Source organism: Fluviicoccus keumensis (assembly GCF_004217445.1).
GTDB lineage: Bacteria > Pseudomonadota > Gammaproteobacteria > Pseudomonadales > Moraxellaceae > Fluviicoccus > Fluviicoccus keumensis.
The window spans coordinates 367,863-381,908 of record NZ_SHKX01000013.1 but is presented as its reverse complement, the minus strand read 5'-3'; the positions used below and the strand labels follow the sequence as shown (position 1 = coordinate 381,908).

The window sequence follows — 14,046 nt, the reverse complement described above, 5'->3', positions numbered from 1 at the left end:
ATGACAATCACAAAACATGCGGGCATCAAAAGCCAAACCCCTCAAAGCCGCTTTTATGCGGTTGTTGTTGCCGGGCTTCTGATTCCGGCCTTCCCGCTCAGCGCGCTGGCGGCCGGCATCGCGGCGGTTTCGGGCAGCGGCACCACCGTTAACACCCAGAACGGGGTGCCGGTGGTTGCCATCGCCACGCCGTCAGCCGGCGGGCTGTCGCATAACCGTTACACCGACTTCAACGTCGGTGCGCAAGGCGCCGTGCTCAACAATGCGCTGACGGCAGGGACTTCGCAACTTGCCGGTCAGGTTGGGGCCAACGTCAACCTGCAAGGCAGGAATGCAAGTGTCATCCTGAACGAGGTGGTCAGCGCCAACCCATCACAATTGCTGGGCCAGCAGGAAGTGTTCGGTCAGCGTGCCGAGCTGGTATTGGCCAATCCCAACGGCATCAGCTGCAACGGCTGCGGCTTTATTAACGTCAGCCAGGCCACCCTGGCCGTGGCCACGCCGACCGTCGAAGGCGGCATACTGAAGTCGCTGCAAACCAGCAAGGTTGACGCCACGCTGCAAGTGGATGGCGTAGTGAGCGCCACCGGCACCGATATGCTGCGCCTGATCGCCCCCAGCGCCCGTATCGGCGGTAACGTCAAAGGCGGCCAGCAAGTGAGCATGGTGCTCGGCAACAACACCGTCGACGCCGCCAGCGGCCAGGTCACGGCCGGTACAGCGCTGGTCAACACCGACCGCCGTTATGACTCCACGCTGTTCGGCGCCATGCAGGCCGGTCGCATTTCCCTGCTGTCCACGGCTGCGGGCGTCGGCGTCAATCTCGACGCCGCCCAGCTCAACGCCACCGACATCGACCTCACCGCGGATCAACTCACGGTTCGCGGCAAGGTCAGCGACAGCACCGCCAAGGACTACCACTCCCACAGCAACTGGTGGAACTGGGGTCGCGCCGGTCGCGAGTACCTCGACATTGATGAAACCGACAAGCGCCAGAGCATGGCCCGCAGCCAGCTCAACGCCTGCGGCACGCTCAGCGTCAACGCCAACGACAGTCTGAATATCAACGCCGCCGACCTTAATGGCACGGACGTGACCCTGGCCGGCAAGAACGTGAACCTGAACACCCAGGCCACCACCGACAGTTACCGCTACTACTACCGCGACGCCATCAACTGGTGGAGCTATCAAAAGACCGAGTCGCGCGACACCACCACCCAGCACGGTGCGCGTATCAACGCCAGCGGCCAGTTGAACCTGGACGCGGTACAGAATGCCAGCCTGACCGGCGCCCAGCTTGTCAGCACGCAAGGCAATATCCGTTTCAATGTCGGCAATGACCTGTTGCTGAACGCGGCGGTCAATCGTGACCTGCGCTCGTATTACGAGAACGAGGCCAACAACACCATCATCAATAACAGCACCACCACCAACAATTATGACAACCGCTCCCTGCTCGCCAGCCGGGTGGATGCCAACAAGAATCTGGCGCTGGGTGCCGGTCAAGACCTGACGCTGAACGCCGCCCGGCTCAAGAGCGGCAGCGACAGCCTGCTGTCAGCCAGCGGGGCGCTGAAGGTCGACGCCCAGTCCTATCAAACCTCGCAAGCCGCCAGCGCGGTATATTCCAATACCGGCGGCTTGTTTGGCGGTTCCGACACCGGCAGCGGCGACAGCAAGACCCTGTATCAGGGTAGTGACCTGCAGGCGGGCGGCAAAGCCTATCTGACCGCCGACGGGGACGTGCGCGTGCGCGGCAGCCGCGTCAAGGCGGCCACCGGGGTGTACGCCTACAGCCGTACCGGCGGTATCGGCATCGACGTGGCCACGGGCCAGACCCTGGCCCAGACCAGCGGCTCCACCCAGACCGTCTTCGGCATTACCACCAGTTCCGGCAGCACCCAGACCCAGCAGCAGATCATCACCGGCAGTGATTTACACTCCGAGGCGGACATTCAACTGATCAGCGCCACCGACACCGCCATCATCGGCAGCCTGCTCAAAGCCGCCGGTGACATCGGCATCACGGCGGCCGGCGGCCTGACCATTGCCAACTCCACGGGGCAGGCCACCACCGCCACCACCGGCAGCGTGACCTCCGGCTATACAACCGGCGCGACCACTGATACCCAGGCTCAGGGCAGCGTGGGTATTCAAACCGTGACCACGACGGACACCACCGTCACGGGCGAGGTTACCGGCAGTAGTTTGCAGTCCGGCGGCAGCACCACGCTGAGCGCGGAGCAAACCGTAGCCATTACCGGTAGCAGCGTAGAGAGTGGCGGCACGACCAGCGTCAGCGGCGCCGATGTAACCATCGCTGCGGCAGCCAATACCTCGACTACTCAAAGCACGACCACGACCAGCAGTGGCGGACTCACCGGCATCGCCAGTACCGGCTCGGTGGGTGTCGGTGTGGAAGCCGGCGGCAGCACAACAACCGCCACCTCCAGCACCAGCACCGCCGTCACATCAACCGTAGAGGCCGATAGTATCACCGTATCCACCAGCGGCAACCTGACGCTGGAAGGTACGCAACTGAATGCGACGGGTGATGTCAACCTGAGTGCGGGCACGCTGACGGCTGATGTTGCCCAAACCCAGACCGCAAGCCAGAGCAGCACCACGGCGGGCAACGGCACTTTGGGCGTGAGCGTCAACACTTCGGCGACCGTTACAGTGGGTGCAACGGTTGCCGTGACCACCACCGACAGCAGCCAGTCCCAGACCACCCAGCAAGGGGCCGGCATCAGCGGCGATAATGTCACGGTGACGGTCGCCGGGGATACCAGCCTGACCGGCACCCAGATCCAGAGCCAGGGCGACACCCAACTGAGCAGCGGCGGCACCACCCTGATAGTTGCCGCCACCAACACCCAATCCAGCGCCAGCAGCACGGAAGGCGGCAGCGGTAGCGTTAGCGTCAGTGGTCAGCCCGGCATCAGCCCCTTGCTGCAACCCACGTTCACCGTCACCGATGTCAGTGTCGGCGGCAGCTATCAGACAGGTCAAAGCAGCAGCCTGGACACCCAGGCCGTCAACAGCACCATCACCAGTGGCGGCGACCTGCAAATCAGCACCGGGGGTGATCTGGTGGCCACCGGCACCGTCAGCGTTACCGGCGATGCCTCGCTCAGCGCCGGTGGTGATCTGGTGCTGGCGACTACCGCCGACACCACCTATACCCGGAGCGAAACCGAAGCCGCTTCGGCAACGGTCGGTGTCAGTCTCAATGGCGGCGATTTGCAGAGCCTGAGCGCCGATTTGGGCTTGCAAGCGACCAGTTACGACCAACGCTCCACCACGGTCAGCGGTGGAACCGTCAGCGCGGGCGGAACGCTGAATTTCAGCGGCGGCGGCGATACGACCCTGAATGCGACCCAGGTACAGGCGGAGGCGCTGACACTGAGCACCGGAGGTGAGATGGTGTTACAGGATGCCCAGTCCACGACAACGCTGAATACCAGTAGCACCGATGCCGAGCTGAACGTCATTGTTCCGCTTCAGGCCGATATCGGCCTCATGGCCGGGGCTGTCACGGCGATTGCCGGGAGTGGGGTTTCGGTGGAACTCAGCCAAAATGGTGACAGCACGCCCGTCACCGGTACGATCGTGATCCAGTAGTCCGGCTTGTCAAAGCGGCAGACTCACCAAAGATCCGGTGCTGCTGCCTCAGACAGGAACGCCCCGATTTCGGGGCGTTTTCAGTCAGTCGCGGTCGCGTAGCGGCTCAGCTTTCCGCCACCGCCCCGCCTGTCGTCAACCTCGGTCCCACCGGCCGGATGTTCCCCTTCATCACATCCTTCAGCACCGGCAGCATCTTGAAGCCGCCCACCGTCAGCGCCGTCAGCACGCCGCCCATCATCGCGCCCACCACGCCGCAGGAGAGGATGTCCTGACCGGTCAGGTACAAACCGGGAATCTTCGTCTTCGGCGTCAGCCAGTTCTGGCTGAAACGTTGCGGGTCGTGGTCGATGCCGTACAGCTCGCCGCGGTCATAGGCGTTGAAGTATTCGGTGGACAGCGGCGTCGACACTTCGTAGTAATCAACCTTGCCGCGCAGCTGCGGCAGCTTTTCATACAAGGCTTCCATCAGCCGCTCGCCCATCGCATTCTTCAGCGCGTCGTAGTCCTCGCCGCGCTTGCCCCAGACGGTGTTCTTCCACGGCTCGAACCATTCGTACGGGGCCGGGGCCACGATCTCGATGGTGGAGGTGCCGGGATGACGGCGGGCGTAATCGGGGTCCTTCGCCGAGGGGAAGGAGATGTAGACCACCGGCATTGGCGCGTTCTTGTCGTTGAAGAAGCGCTGCAGGTCATGGTCGTAGTCGTTGCTGGGGTAGATCCAGAAGTTGGTCTTTGGCAGGCCCAGCTCCTCCGGCGTACCCTTCAGCCCGGCGTAGATGCCGAGGTGGGCGCAGCTCTGGGTGACCTTCTTCAGGTACTGGTCATACCCGGCCTTCTGCACCACCGGCTTCGGCAGAAGTTTCTCGAAGGTGTTCATCACCCCGGCGCAGGAGATGACGACCTTGGATTCGATGCGGGTGCCGTCGTCCATCAGCAGGCCGCGCGCCTTGCCGCCTTCGACAAGGATTTCCTTGACCTTGGCATAGGTGAAGACTTCGCCGCCCGCCGCCTGGATCTTGGGGATGATGGTGTCGGCGATCTTCCAGCTGCCGCCCACCGGATAGAAGCCGCCGAACATGTAGTGGCGGGCGATCATGGCGTGGATGATGAACGAGGAACGGCTGGGTGGCAGGCCGTTGTCGCCCCACTGGCCGGTCAGCACGGCGATCAGGTCGCGGTTCTGCGTCAATTCACTCAGCACTTCCAGGGTGGTGCGCTGGAAGGTCTTGGGCAGCAGCCGCGACAGCACCGGCTGCGCGAATTTCAGTTGCGTGGGGGAGAGCAGGCGGCCCATGGTGTGCAGACGCATCGCCTTGCCCACTTCCGACAGCAGTTCCAGGTAACGGTCGATGGCGGCGGCTTCCTGCGGGAAGTCCTTCAGCAGGTTGGCGCGGAATTCGGCCTTGCCCGCCACGGCGTTGAACACCTTGTCACCAATGAAAAAGCGGTCGTATTCCGGATCCATCGGCGCCCAGTCCAGCTTGCCGCCGGAGAGGTAGTCCATGAAGCGGCGGCTCATGGTGTCGGTGCCCATGTCGCCGATGTAGTGCACGCCCACGTCCCATTCGTAGCCGTTGCGCTCGTAGCTGTGGGTGTAGCCGCCCGCCGTGTAGTGCTGCTCGAACACCGCCACCTTCCAGCCGAGGTCGGAGAGCAGCGCAGCGGTGGTGAGGCCGCCGATGCCGGAGCCGACGATCAGCGCGTCGTAGGGGCCTTTCAGGCGCGAGGCGCGGTAACGGTTGCCGATGCGCAGGGTGCTGGGTTTCAGGGCGGCCATGGGTGCTCTCCGGTGCGGGGTGGTTTTTCGCCAGTATATGCAATTTTTTGCATATGACAAGTGTGCTAGACTGGCTCATCCGACAAACGGTCAGACCTTTCAAGAATAGGGGAAACTATGTCATTGCGCCTCGCGGTCCTGGCGATGCTGGACCTGGAACCGGCTTCCGGCTACGCCTTGCTGCGCCGCTTCCAGAATTCGGCGGGCTTCTTCTGGCATACCAGTCACCAGCAGCTCTACAAGGAACTGCACGCGCTGCACGCCGAGGGGCTGATTGATTGCGCCGAGGTGGAACAGGACGGCAAGCCGGACATGAAGGTGTATACGCTGAACGAGCGCGGCGGGCGGGAGCTGGATGCGCTGCTGGCGGCGGCGGCGACGCCGCTGAAGATTCGCGACCCCTTGCTGGTGAAACTGTTCGCCGGACGGCGGCTGCCGCCGTCGGAACTGCTGGCCGAACTGGAGCGCCACCGTGACCAGCACCGGCGGACGCTGGCAACCTACGAGGAGCTGGTGGCCTATTTCGCGGCGGCGCCGGCCGAGCGCCGCCAGCGGTATTTCTTCCCGCAGCAGACCCTGCGCATGGGCGTGCTGTACGAACAGGCCTGGCTGCAGTGGTGCGAGGAAGTGATTGCCGGCTTGCCCCGGGCGGCCGGATGACGGGTATCGGGATAATCCTGATTATAATATAGGGAAAACCCTGATTTCCCTTGCAGGGATAATGCGGTAACGGCCTAATGGTAATATCCCGTCCATCATTATTTGTGACGGGATCGACTCGATATTCCAATAATTTTTGATAAAAATCAATGACACATCCAGTCTGGATTAGCAGTCTGTACCTCCGTTGGCGGTTATTTCGCCGTAAATAAAAACAGAATGCAGGGCTGATAACATGAATATATCCGGACGTTGTCATTATTATGCGGTTTGCCTGTTGGTGATGGCGGGCCTGGGATTATCCTCGCCGGTCTGGGCGGTGCTGAGCGACGCGCAGGCGGTGAACAAGGCCGGGGCGCAGCGCATGCTGGCGCAGCGGATCGCGCGCAATTTCCTGATGGTCGGCACCGGCGTGGATGCCGCGATCGCCCAGCGCGACCTGGACCAGAATACCGCCGATTTCGAACAGGGCATCCAGGAACTGGAAGAGTACGCCGCCGGCAAGGACAAGGAGGTGAAGGCGCGGTTGCAGCGCGTGCAGCAGGCCTGGTCGATGTACCGCGTGCTGGCCATTTCCGCGCCCAGCCGCGAGTCGGCGCTGGAGATCATGCGCGCCAGCGACGAACTGATGACGCGCAGCGATGAACTGGTAACGCAGGTGCAGCGCGCCGCCGGGTCGCAGCCCGCCAAGCTGGTCAACCTGTCCGGACGGCAGCGCATGCTCAGCCAGCGCATCGCCAAGCTGTACCTGGCCATGTACTGGAAAGTGCCGACGCCGGGGCTGGAAGCAGATTTCAACAACACCATGCAGGAATTCGAGAACGGCCTCAACCTGCTGGAAGCGGAAAAGACCAATACCGCCCAGATCAACAGCAGCCTGCTGAAACTGCGCGCGCAGTGGGATTTTTCGAAGTCGGGATTCCGGCAGTACAAGGACGGGCGTTTCCTGCCCAACATCATCGCCCGCACGTCCGACACCATCCTGAAGATGATGCAGGACATCACCCTGCTGTATGTGCAGGAAGCGGGCAAACCGGCGTCGGTGACCAGCAAGCCACTGGCGCGGAACTAGCCGTCGACGGATCGGGGCGGCGGGGCGCTCAGGCCTTGTCGCCCAGATACTTGCGCTTGATGCGTTCCACCAGCGACGTGCTGTCGTGATCCCAGGGATGGAAATCGCGCCGGTAATACTTCAGGTAACCGGGAATCATCTTGCGGAACACGCCCTTGCGCCCCCAGAAATAATCCATGCCCTTCAGCCACAGGCCCAGGTCGCGGCCATAACCGGAGTCGCGCATCAGCCGCCAGAAGTCATAGCTGGTGTAGCCGACAAACATCGCCGAGGTCAGCGCCATCTGCGACAGCCGGATCCATTCATCGCCGCTGACCTGCTTGAACACGTCGAAGGCCACCGCCTTGTGCTCGGTTTCCTCGATGGCGTGCCAGGCCCACAGTTGCGCCAGGCGCGGGTCCATGTCCCCAAAGATGCTGTCATCCTTCATGAAGCCTTCGGCCATGATGGCGGTGAAATGCTCGACGGCGGCGGTGTGCGCCAGCTGCCGTTCCGGACTGAGGCGCTCGCGGAACATCTGCGTGCCGATGGTGACGCTGCGCTCGATGCGGCCGAGGTTGTAGCCGCGCTGCTTCATCAGCCGGTTCAGCACGTCGTGTTCCTTGGAGTGGTGCGCCTCCTGGCCGATGAAGGCGGAAATGGCCTTCTGCAGTTCCGGGTCGCTGATGCGGTCGCGGAAGTGGCGCACCGAGTCAATGAAGAAGCGTTCCCCCTCCGGAAACCCGGCCGACAGCGTCGACAGCAGCAGGGTGCGGAAGGGGTCGTTGCCGTACCAGAATTCGGGAATGTCATCGGGGAAATCGAAGTCCATGCGGCGGACTTTCAGGGCATGCGCGTGCGGCGGTTGCAGACGGACGGCGGCGGTCATGGCGGGACTCCTTCTTAGGCAGGGGGAGTGCTTGTTATGACCTGAGCGTAACCAAGCATTTGCTTGGGGCGTGAGGGCGCGCGCGGACAAGTCGCTTGTCATTCGCGGTCAGGGGCGGCAAATGCAAGTTTAATGCGAATAACCCTTTGCATTATGCTGGACGGAATTCCAGCCCTGCCTTCGCGGAGACCGCCCGATGTCCACCCCCGCTGACCGCTTCACCCCGGAAGCCCTGCAACGCATGCGCCAGGTTTGCGATCCGCTGGCCGACGCCGTCGCCGCCCGCATCGAACGCCAGCGCCCCACCGCCATGCTGGAGGAAGTGGAGCGCCGCGCCCGCGAGGAGGGCGGGCCGTTCCGGGCTTTCCTCGACACCGTCAACACCGTGCCCGACTGGGTGGATTGGGACAAGATCGAGCAGGCGCGGCGCGTCAGCCTGGCCTTCACCAACGTGCGCTCGCTGGCGCTGCTGACCGGCTCGCTGGTGGAAGGCTACATGGGCGGCAAGGCGGTGCATGTGCTGGTGGCCACCGGCCGTTTGCAGCAGGACGTGCTGCACCGCCTGAACGAAACCGCGCAGATGAGCCACAACATGCACCAGCCCGACGGCATGCGTCCAGGCGGCGCGGGGCACCGCATCACGCTGGAAGTACGGCTGCTGCACGCCATGGTGCGCAAGTACCTGCGGGCGCGCGGCTGGGACACCACCCTCTACGACGAACCGATCAACCAGGAAGACATGGCCTTCACCGTCATCGAATTCGATTATCTGTCGGTGCGCGGCATGGAGCGGCTGGGGGCGTCGCTGTCGCGGGAGGACCGCGAAGCGCTGCATCACTTCTGGCGCTACGCGGGCTGGCTGCACGGCGTCGATGAATTCTTCCTGACCGATTCGGTGGAAGAGGAAATCGAGTTGTACGAGCGCGTCTGCGCGCACCAGTACCACCCCACCGAAGAAAGCCGGATGATGGCGCGCACGGTGTTGTCGGCCGTGGCCGGGCAACCGCCGTTCTTCCTCAAGGAAGGCTTCCTGCACGCGCTGGCGCGGGTGTGCCTGGGGCAGGGCGCGGCTGATTTCTACAACCTGCCCGAAGACCGGCGCTGGCAACCGGCCATTCTGGCCCTGCAAGCCGCCAACCGCGCCGCCACGCTGGCGCACTACCGCCTGCCCGGTTATGCCGCCGCCAGCCGCGCGGTCAATTTCCGCTGGATCCGCCGCCTGCTGCAAAACGGGCTGGAAGCGGAGCCGCGCAAGCGCGCCTTCAAGGAAATCGCCTGAGGCCGGTTGTCCCTCCGGCCCGCGACTTTGTCGCCCGGAGCATTGCCGGGCGCGGGCATTCGTGACAGTCTCGGTAGACAAGCGGCTTGTCATGGGTGGTCAAGGTGAGTCAACTGCGCGACAGGATGGACTGGGTGCACAAACCGCACATGCCGGTCGCCTATCCCAAACTGTATCTGGAACGCGCCCGCGAGCGCGGCGTGCCGCCCGAGCGGGTGCTGCAGGACGCCGGGCTGGTGCCGGAAATGCTGGCCGACCCCGCCGCGCGGGTGTCTCCGCTGGAATTCACGCAACTGGTGGCGTCGGTGCTGCGGCTGGCGGGCGACGAGGGCGTGGGCTTTGAAGTGGGCGCGCAGCAACCGCTGACCGCGCACGGCAGCCTGGGCTACCTGCTGATGTGCTGCGGCACGCTGGACCAGGCCGCCCGCTACCTGCAACGGTTCTGGCTGCTGCGCGGGCGCGGCATCCAGCTGGCCTACAAGGATGAACCCGACGGGCTGGTGTTTGAACTGCACAGCGAGCTGCCGATGCCGGACGCGCTGCTGCAGGTGATGTACCAGTTGATCCTGACCAGTTGTTACCGGGGCCTGCTGTTCCTGCTGGGCGGACAGAACCCGGAAGCCGAATTCTGGTTCACCAGCCCGCCGCCGCCTTATTTTGAGCGCTTCCGCCAGCGCCTGCCGCTGGTGCGCTTCGAGATGCCGTCCACCCGCCTGCGCATTCCCCGCCGTTTCCGTGATCATGCCCTGGAGATGTCCAGCCCGGATGCGCTGGAACTGGCGGTTGCGCAGTGCGAGCGCGAGCTGGCGCTGCTGGGCGTGGGCGAGGCGGGGGATGATGTGCTGTCGCAGGTGCGGGCGGCGATGCTGCTGGGGCCGGGAGGGTATCCGGACCCGGAGGCGCTGGCGGAGCGCTTGCACCTGTCGCCGCGCACCTTGCGGCGGCGCTTGCAGGCGCAGGGCGGCAGTTATTTGCGGCTGCTGGAGGATGTGCGGCGACGCGATGCGGTGCAGCTGCTGGAGAATCCGGCGCTGGAGATACGGCAGGTGGCGGAGTTGCTGGGGTATGCGGATCCGGCGAATTTCACGCGGGCGTTCCGGCAATGGACGGGGAGGACGCCGAGTGAGTTCAGGGGGATGCGGTTGGGGAGGTGAGGTTTCGGCCCGTTTCCCGTAGGATGGGTTGACGCAGGAAACCCATCACGTTGATTGTGTTCGGAAATGATGGGTTTCGTGCCTCAACCCATCCTACGTTCTACTACAGGTCCGGTGGACATCCATGCATTACAGCGCTGCTACTGCTCCGTTATCCTTAGGTTTTCTATTTTTTACAACGCCACACTTGTTGGTGGGGCTTTTTCTTCTCCATGCCACCTATACACGCAAGTGCTGGTTTAAGCGGGTGCGGGGGGTGTCGGAGCGTTTCGGACTAGTCATTCAAGGTTTTTGTGGACTCGTTTTTTTTGGTATCGTTGCCGCTAGTAATATCAAAGGTCTGATTGATACCTACCGCTGCCGCAATGCGATTTACAGTAATGAGACGCAATCGTTAACCGGCCCACTAACCATAACCGATCGCTTCTATAAGCCGGGCTACGGCTATGTCGTGTTTAGCGTTGGAGGTAGATCATTTCGCACCCAAATCGCGGGTGGCTGCGATTGTGGTTTTATCACCCCCTTGGGACATGCACTACGCATCAGGGACGACCCAAATGTCACGGTGAAGGTCTTCGAAGGAAAAATTTTGTCTCTACAATCAAATCATTTGCCCTAAACGAAACATCCGTGCGGATAAATCAGCCCGCAGCCCGCAGGATGGGTTGACGCAGGAAACCCATCACGTTGATTGTGTTCGGAATGATGGGTTTCGTGCCTCAACCCATCCTACGGTTTAACCCCCTCAAGCCGCCTCCATCGGCGGCAAATACTTGATCGCCGACAACGGAAACCCCGGCACCGGCTCGAAATCCAGCGGCAGGCGCGCAATGCGCCGCGCTTCCTCCGGCGCAATCCCCAGCAGCGTCAGCGACTGCTCCGCCACATCCGGAATCGCATCGTCCTGCACCTGGCCCAGAAACAGGTCCAGCAGGATCGCCATCACCCCGCCCGCAATCATCGACGCCGTCACCGACTCGTGCGCCACGTGGAAACGGCCGCTGCGCAGGCCCAGCTGCATGTCGGCCATGAAGCCCTGACGGGTCTGGTAGACATAGCGCGTTAACGGCAGGCCGCTGACGAACAGCAGGCGGCCGAATTCGCCGCCCGGTTTCATCCACACCAGCGTCTGCCGGATCGAGGCGGAGACGATCTCGGCCGGGTCGGTCAGGCCGGCGGTGATGCGCGTCATTGACTGCAGGAAGGACTGGATCAGCAATTCCACCACGGCGTCCGCCACTTCTTCCCGCGTGCGGAAATAGTTGTAGATGGTGCCCAGCGCCACTTCGGCGCGCTCGGTCAGCTGCTGGATGCCCAGCGCGGCGAAGCCCCCTTCCAGCATCAGTTCCTGCGCGGCGCTGAGCAGTTTTTCCCGGGTTCGGTCCCGCTTGCGGATCGTCATGGCTTTCCTCCCGTTCATCGGAATTCGGGCGTGCGCCCAAAAAACATTTGAAAGTCTTTCAAAAATGAAATAGTTTCATAATCACATCATACACCCGGAGTCCGGATATGTCTTCCTCATCTTTCGACCAGGATTCCCTGGCCCGTCTCTGCGCGGTGCCGCCGCGCGCTGATAACCCCGTGTGCAAGGTCAGCGGCCTGGCGTCCATCCGCCTGTCGCGTCCCGACCTGCAGCGGGCGGTGGCCTTCTTCAGCGATTTCGGCCTCACCTGCATCCACAACGACGGCAACCTCGCGCTGCTGCGCGGCACCGGCGACCAGACCGCCGGCGTAGTGATCGAACGCGGTCCGGCCCGTTATCTCGGTTTCAGCCTGACCGTGGACGACGCGGCCGATCTGGACAAGCTGGCGGCGGCGCACGGCGTGGCGGTGACGGACAACCTGCCGCAGCGCGGCGGCCGCCTGGTAGCCCTGCGCGATCCCGACAACCTGCTGGTGGAAGTGATGCACGGCTGGACGCCGCTGCCGGAACTGATGCATGGCGAGGCCGTACCCGTCAACCGGCCCGGCCACACGCCGCGCATCAACCGCACCGTGCGCCTCGATTTCGAACATCCGCCGCGCATCCACAAGCTCGGCCACACGGTGATGGGCGTGACCAGCTTCGCCGCCAGCCTGGCATGGTACCAGCAAAACTTCGGCCTGATCGTGTCCGACTTCCAGATGCTGGACGATGACCCGGTGCCGGTGGTGGCCTTTATCCGTTGCGATCGCGGCGATACCCCCAGCGACCACCACACCATCGCCATGGGTTCGGCGGTGGAGATTGGTCACCTGCATACCGCCTTCGAGCTGCCCGACCTGGATGCGGTAGTGGCGGCGGGCGAGCTGCTGAAGCAGCGCCGGCATCACCATACCTGGGGCATCGGCCGCCACATCCTCGGCAGCCAGATTTTCGATTACTGGCGCGATGCCGAGGGCGACATGTTCGAGCACTACGCCGACGGCGACCTCTTCGATGCCTCGGTACCCACCGGCTACCACCGTTTCGATGGCGAGGCGCTGCACCAGTGGGGTCCGGCCGTGACCGCCGACATGGCGGGCAAGACGCCGTCGCTGCATCTGCTGCAGACCGTCATTTCCCGGCTGCGCGACCGCGCCGGCGATGACCTCAGCCTGCGTCGTCTCATCCATCTGGTCCGCGCCGCCGGTTGAGCGGCTTTTACCCCCTGTTCCGGAGTTTGCGCCATGTCCCTGTCGATTGTCCGATTTGCCGAACCGAACCAGTCCGCCCGCTGGGGCGTCCTCCACGAACAGCGGGTAACGCCGCTGGCGATTCCCTGCGAGACCACGGCGGCGCTGCTGGCCGTGGGCGTTCCCGCGCTGCGCGAGGCGGCGGCGGGGCAGCCGTCCGTGCCGCTGGCGGGGCTGACGCTGCTGTCGCCGGTCACCCGCGACGGCAAGGTGATGTGCCAGGGCGCCAATTACCGCCAGCACATGATCGATTCCGGCGTCGACCCGGACGCCAAGCGCTTCAACATGTTCTTCACCAAGTCCTCGGCGTCGATCCACGATCCGGTCGGCGCGATTGTCCGTCCGCGTCATGTGACGCTGCTGGACTATGAAGTCGAGCTGACGCTGGTGCTGGGCCAGCGCACCAGCTCGGCGGTGACGGTGACGCCCGCCAACCTGCACGAATTCGTGGCCGGGATCTGCATCGGCAACGATGTCTCCGCCCGCTGCGTGCAGATTCCGCAGATGCAGTTCCACAAGGGCAAGAGCTACCGCACCTTCTGTCCGCTGGGGCCGGTGCTGTGCCTGCTGGAAAAGGACGACATGCCGCTGCTGGACGACCTGCGCCTGAGCCTGAGCGTGAACGGGCAGGTGCGTCAGAACGATTCGACCCGCAACCTGGTGTTCAAGCCCGCCGAGACGCTGACTGAGTTCTCCCAGATTGCCGACTTTAACCCCGGCGATGTGCTGATGACCGGCACGCCGTCCGGCTGCGCGCTGGGCCTGCCGTCGCCCGCCGTGGTGCGCGCCACCGCGCTGCTGCCCGATCCCGTCCGCTTCAGCCTGTTCCTGAAGGCGCAGCAGCGCCGTCCGCAGTACCTGAAGGACGGCGATGTGGTGGAGGTGCGTATTGTCAGCGCCAACGGCCGTCTCGACCTCGGCGTCCAGCGTCATACCATCGTCGGGGAGAATTGA

Annotated in this window: 11 protein-coding genes; 8 read left to right on the top strand and 3 right to left on the bottom strand. The window is 63.5% G+C overall.

What is annotated here, in order from left to right:
* Positions 1-3,624, top strand: a complete 3,624-nt coding sequence (locus EV700_RS12620) for a two-partner secretion domain-containing protein (RefSeq protein ID WP_165391466.1) — start codon at positions 1-3, stop codon at positions 3,622-3,624.
* Between the two features lie 106 nt (positions 3,625-3,730).
* On the opposite strand, the gene EV700_RS12615 is transcribed toward EV700_RS12620, so the two are convergent.
* Positions 3,731-5,404 (bottom strand): phytoene desaturase family protein, encoded by a 1,674-nt coding sequence (locus EV700_RS12615; protein WP_130414295.1) that lies wholly within the window; start codon positions 5,402-5,404, stop codon positions 3,731-3,733.
* A 117-nt stretch (positions 5,405-5,521) separates the two neighbouring features.
* On the opposite strand from EV700_RS12615, the gene EV700_RS12610 reads away from it, so the two are divergent.
* Both EV700_RS12610 and EV700_RS12605 read left to right on the top strand, forming a co-directional pair.
* The gene (locus tag EV700_RS12610) at positions 5,522-6,064 is read left to right on the top strand and encodes a PadR family transcriptional regulator (RefSeq protein ID WP_130414293.1); all 543 of its coding nucleotides are present in this window, start codon (positions 5,522-5,524) and stop codon (positions 6,062-6,064) included.
* A gap of 235 nt (positions 6,065-6,299) precedes the next feature.
* Positions 6,300-7,136, top strand: coding sequence for a type IV pili methyl-accepting chemotaxis transducer N-terminal domain-containing protein (locus tag EV700_RS12605; RefSeq protein ID WP_130414291.1), 837 nt, complete (start codon positions 6,300-6,302; stop codon positions 7,134-7,136).
* Positions 7,137-7,164: 28 nt separating this feature from the next.
* Here EV700_RS12605 and EV700_RS12600 read toward each other — a convergent pair whose 3' ends face one another.
* Complete coding sequence (locus tag EV700_RS12600; RefSeq protein ID WP_130414289.1) at positions 7,165-8,004, bottom strand: metal-dependent hydrolase; 840 nt, start codon at positions 8,002-8,004, stop codon at positions 7,165-7,167.
* A gap of 196 nt (positions 8,005-8,200) precedes the next feature.
* Here EV700_RS12600 and EV700_RS12595 point away from each other — a divergent pair, with 196 nt between their 5' ends.
* The 3 genes from EV700_RS12595 (at position 8,201) to EV700_RS12585 (ending at position 11,056) form a co-directional block, all read left to right on the top strand.
* Complete coding sequence (locus EV700_RS12595) at positions 8,201-9,283, top strand: oxygenase MpaB family protein (protein ID WP_130414287.1); 1,083 nt, start codon at positions 8,201-8,203, stop codon at positions 9,281-9,283.
* Positions 9,284-9,387: 104 nt separating this feature from the next.
* Positions 9,388-10,437, top strand: coding sequence for an AraC family transcriptional regulator (locus EV700_RS12590; protein WP_130414285.1), 1,050 nt, complete (start codon positions 9,388-9,390; stop codon positions 10,435-10,437).
* Positions 10,438-10,561: 124 nt separating this feature from the next.
* A complete protein-coding gene (locus EV700_RS12585; protein WP_130414283.1) occupies positions 10,562-11,056 on the top strand; it encodes a hypothetical protein in 495 nt (164 codons plus the stop codon).
* Between the two features lie 126 nt (positions 11,057-11,182).
* Here the strand turns inward: EV700_RS12585 and EV700_RS12580 are convergent, their stop codons facing one another.
* Positions 11,183-11,839, bottom strand: coding sequence for a TetR/AcrR family transcriptional regulator (locus tag EV700_RS12580; protein WP_165391465.1), 657 nt, complete (start codon positions 11,837-11,839; stop codon positions 11,183-11,185).
* A gap of 107 nt (positions 11,840-11,946) precedes the next feature.
* Here EV700_RS12580 and EV700_RS12575 point away from each other — a divergent pair, with 107 nt between their 5' ends.
* Both EV700_RS12575 and EV700_RS12570 read left to right on the top strand, forming a co-directional pair.
* Positions 11,947-13,053, top strand: coding sequence for a VOC family protein (locus EV700_RS12575; RefSeq protein WP_130414279.1), 1,107 nt, complete (start codon positions 11,947-11,949; stop codon positions 13,051-13,053).
* Positions 13,054-13,086: 33 nt separating this feature from the next.
* A complete protein-coding gene (locus EV700_RS12570; protein ID WP_130414277.1) occupies positions 13,087-14,046 on the top strand; it encodes a fumarylacetoacetate hydrolase family protein in 960 nt (319 codons plus the stop codon).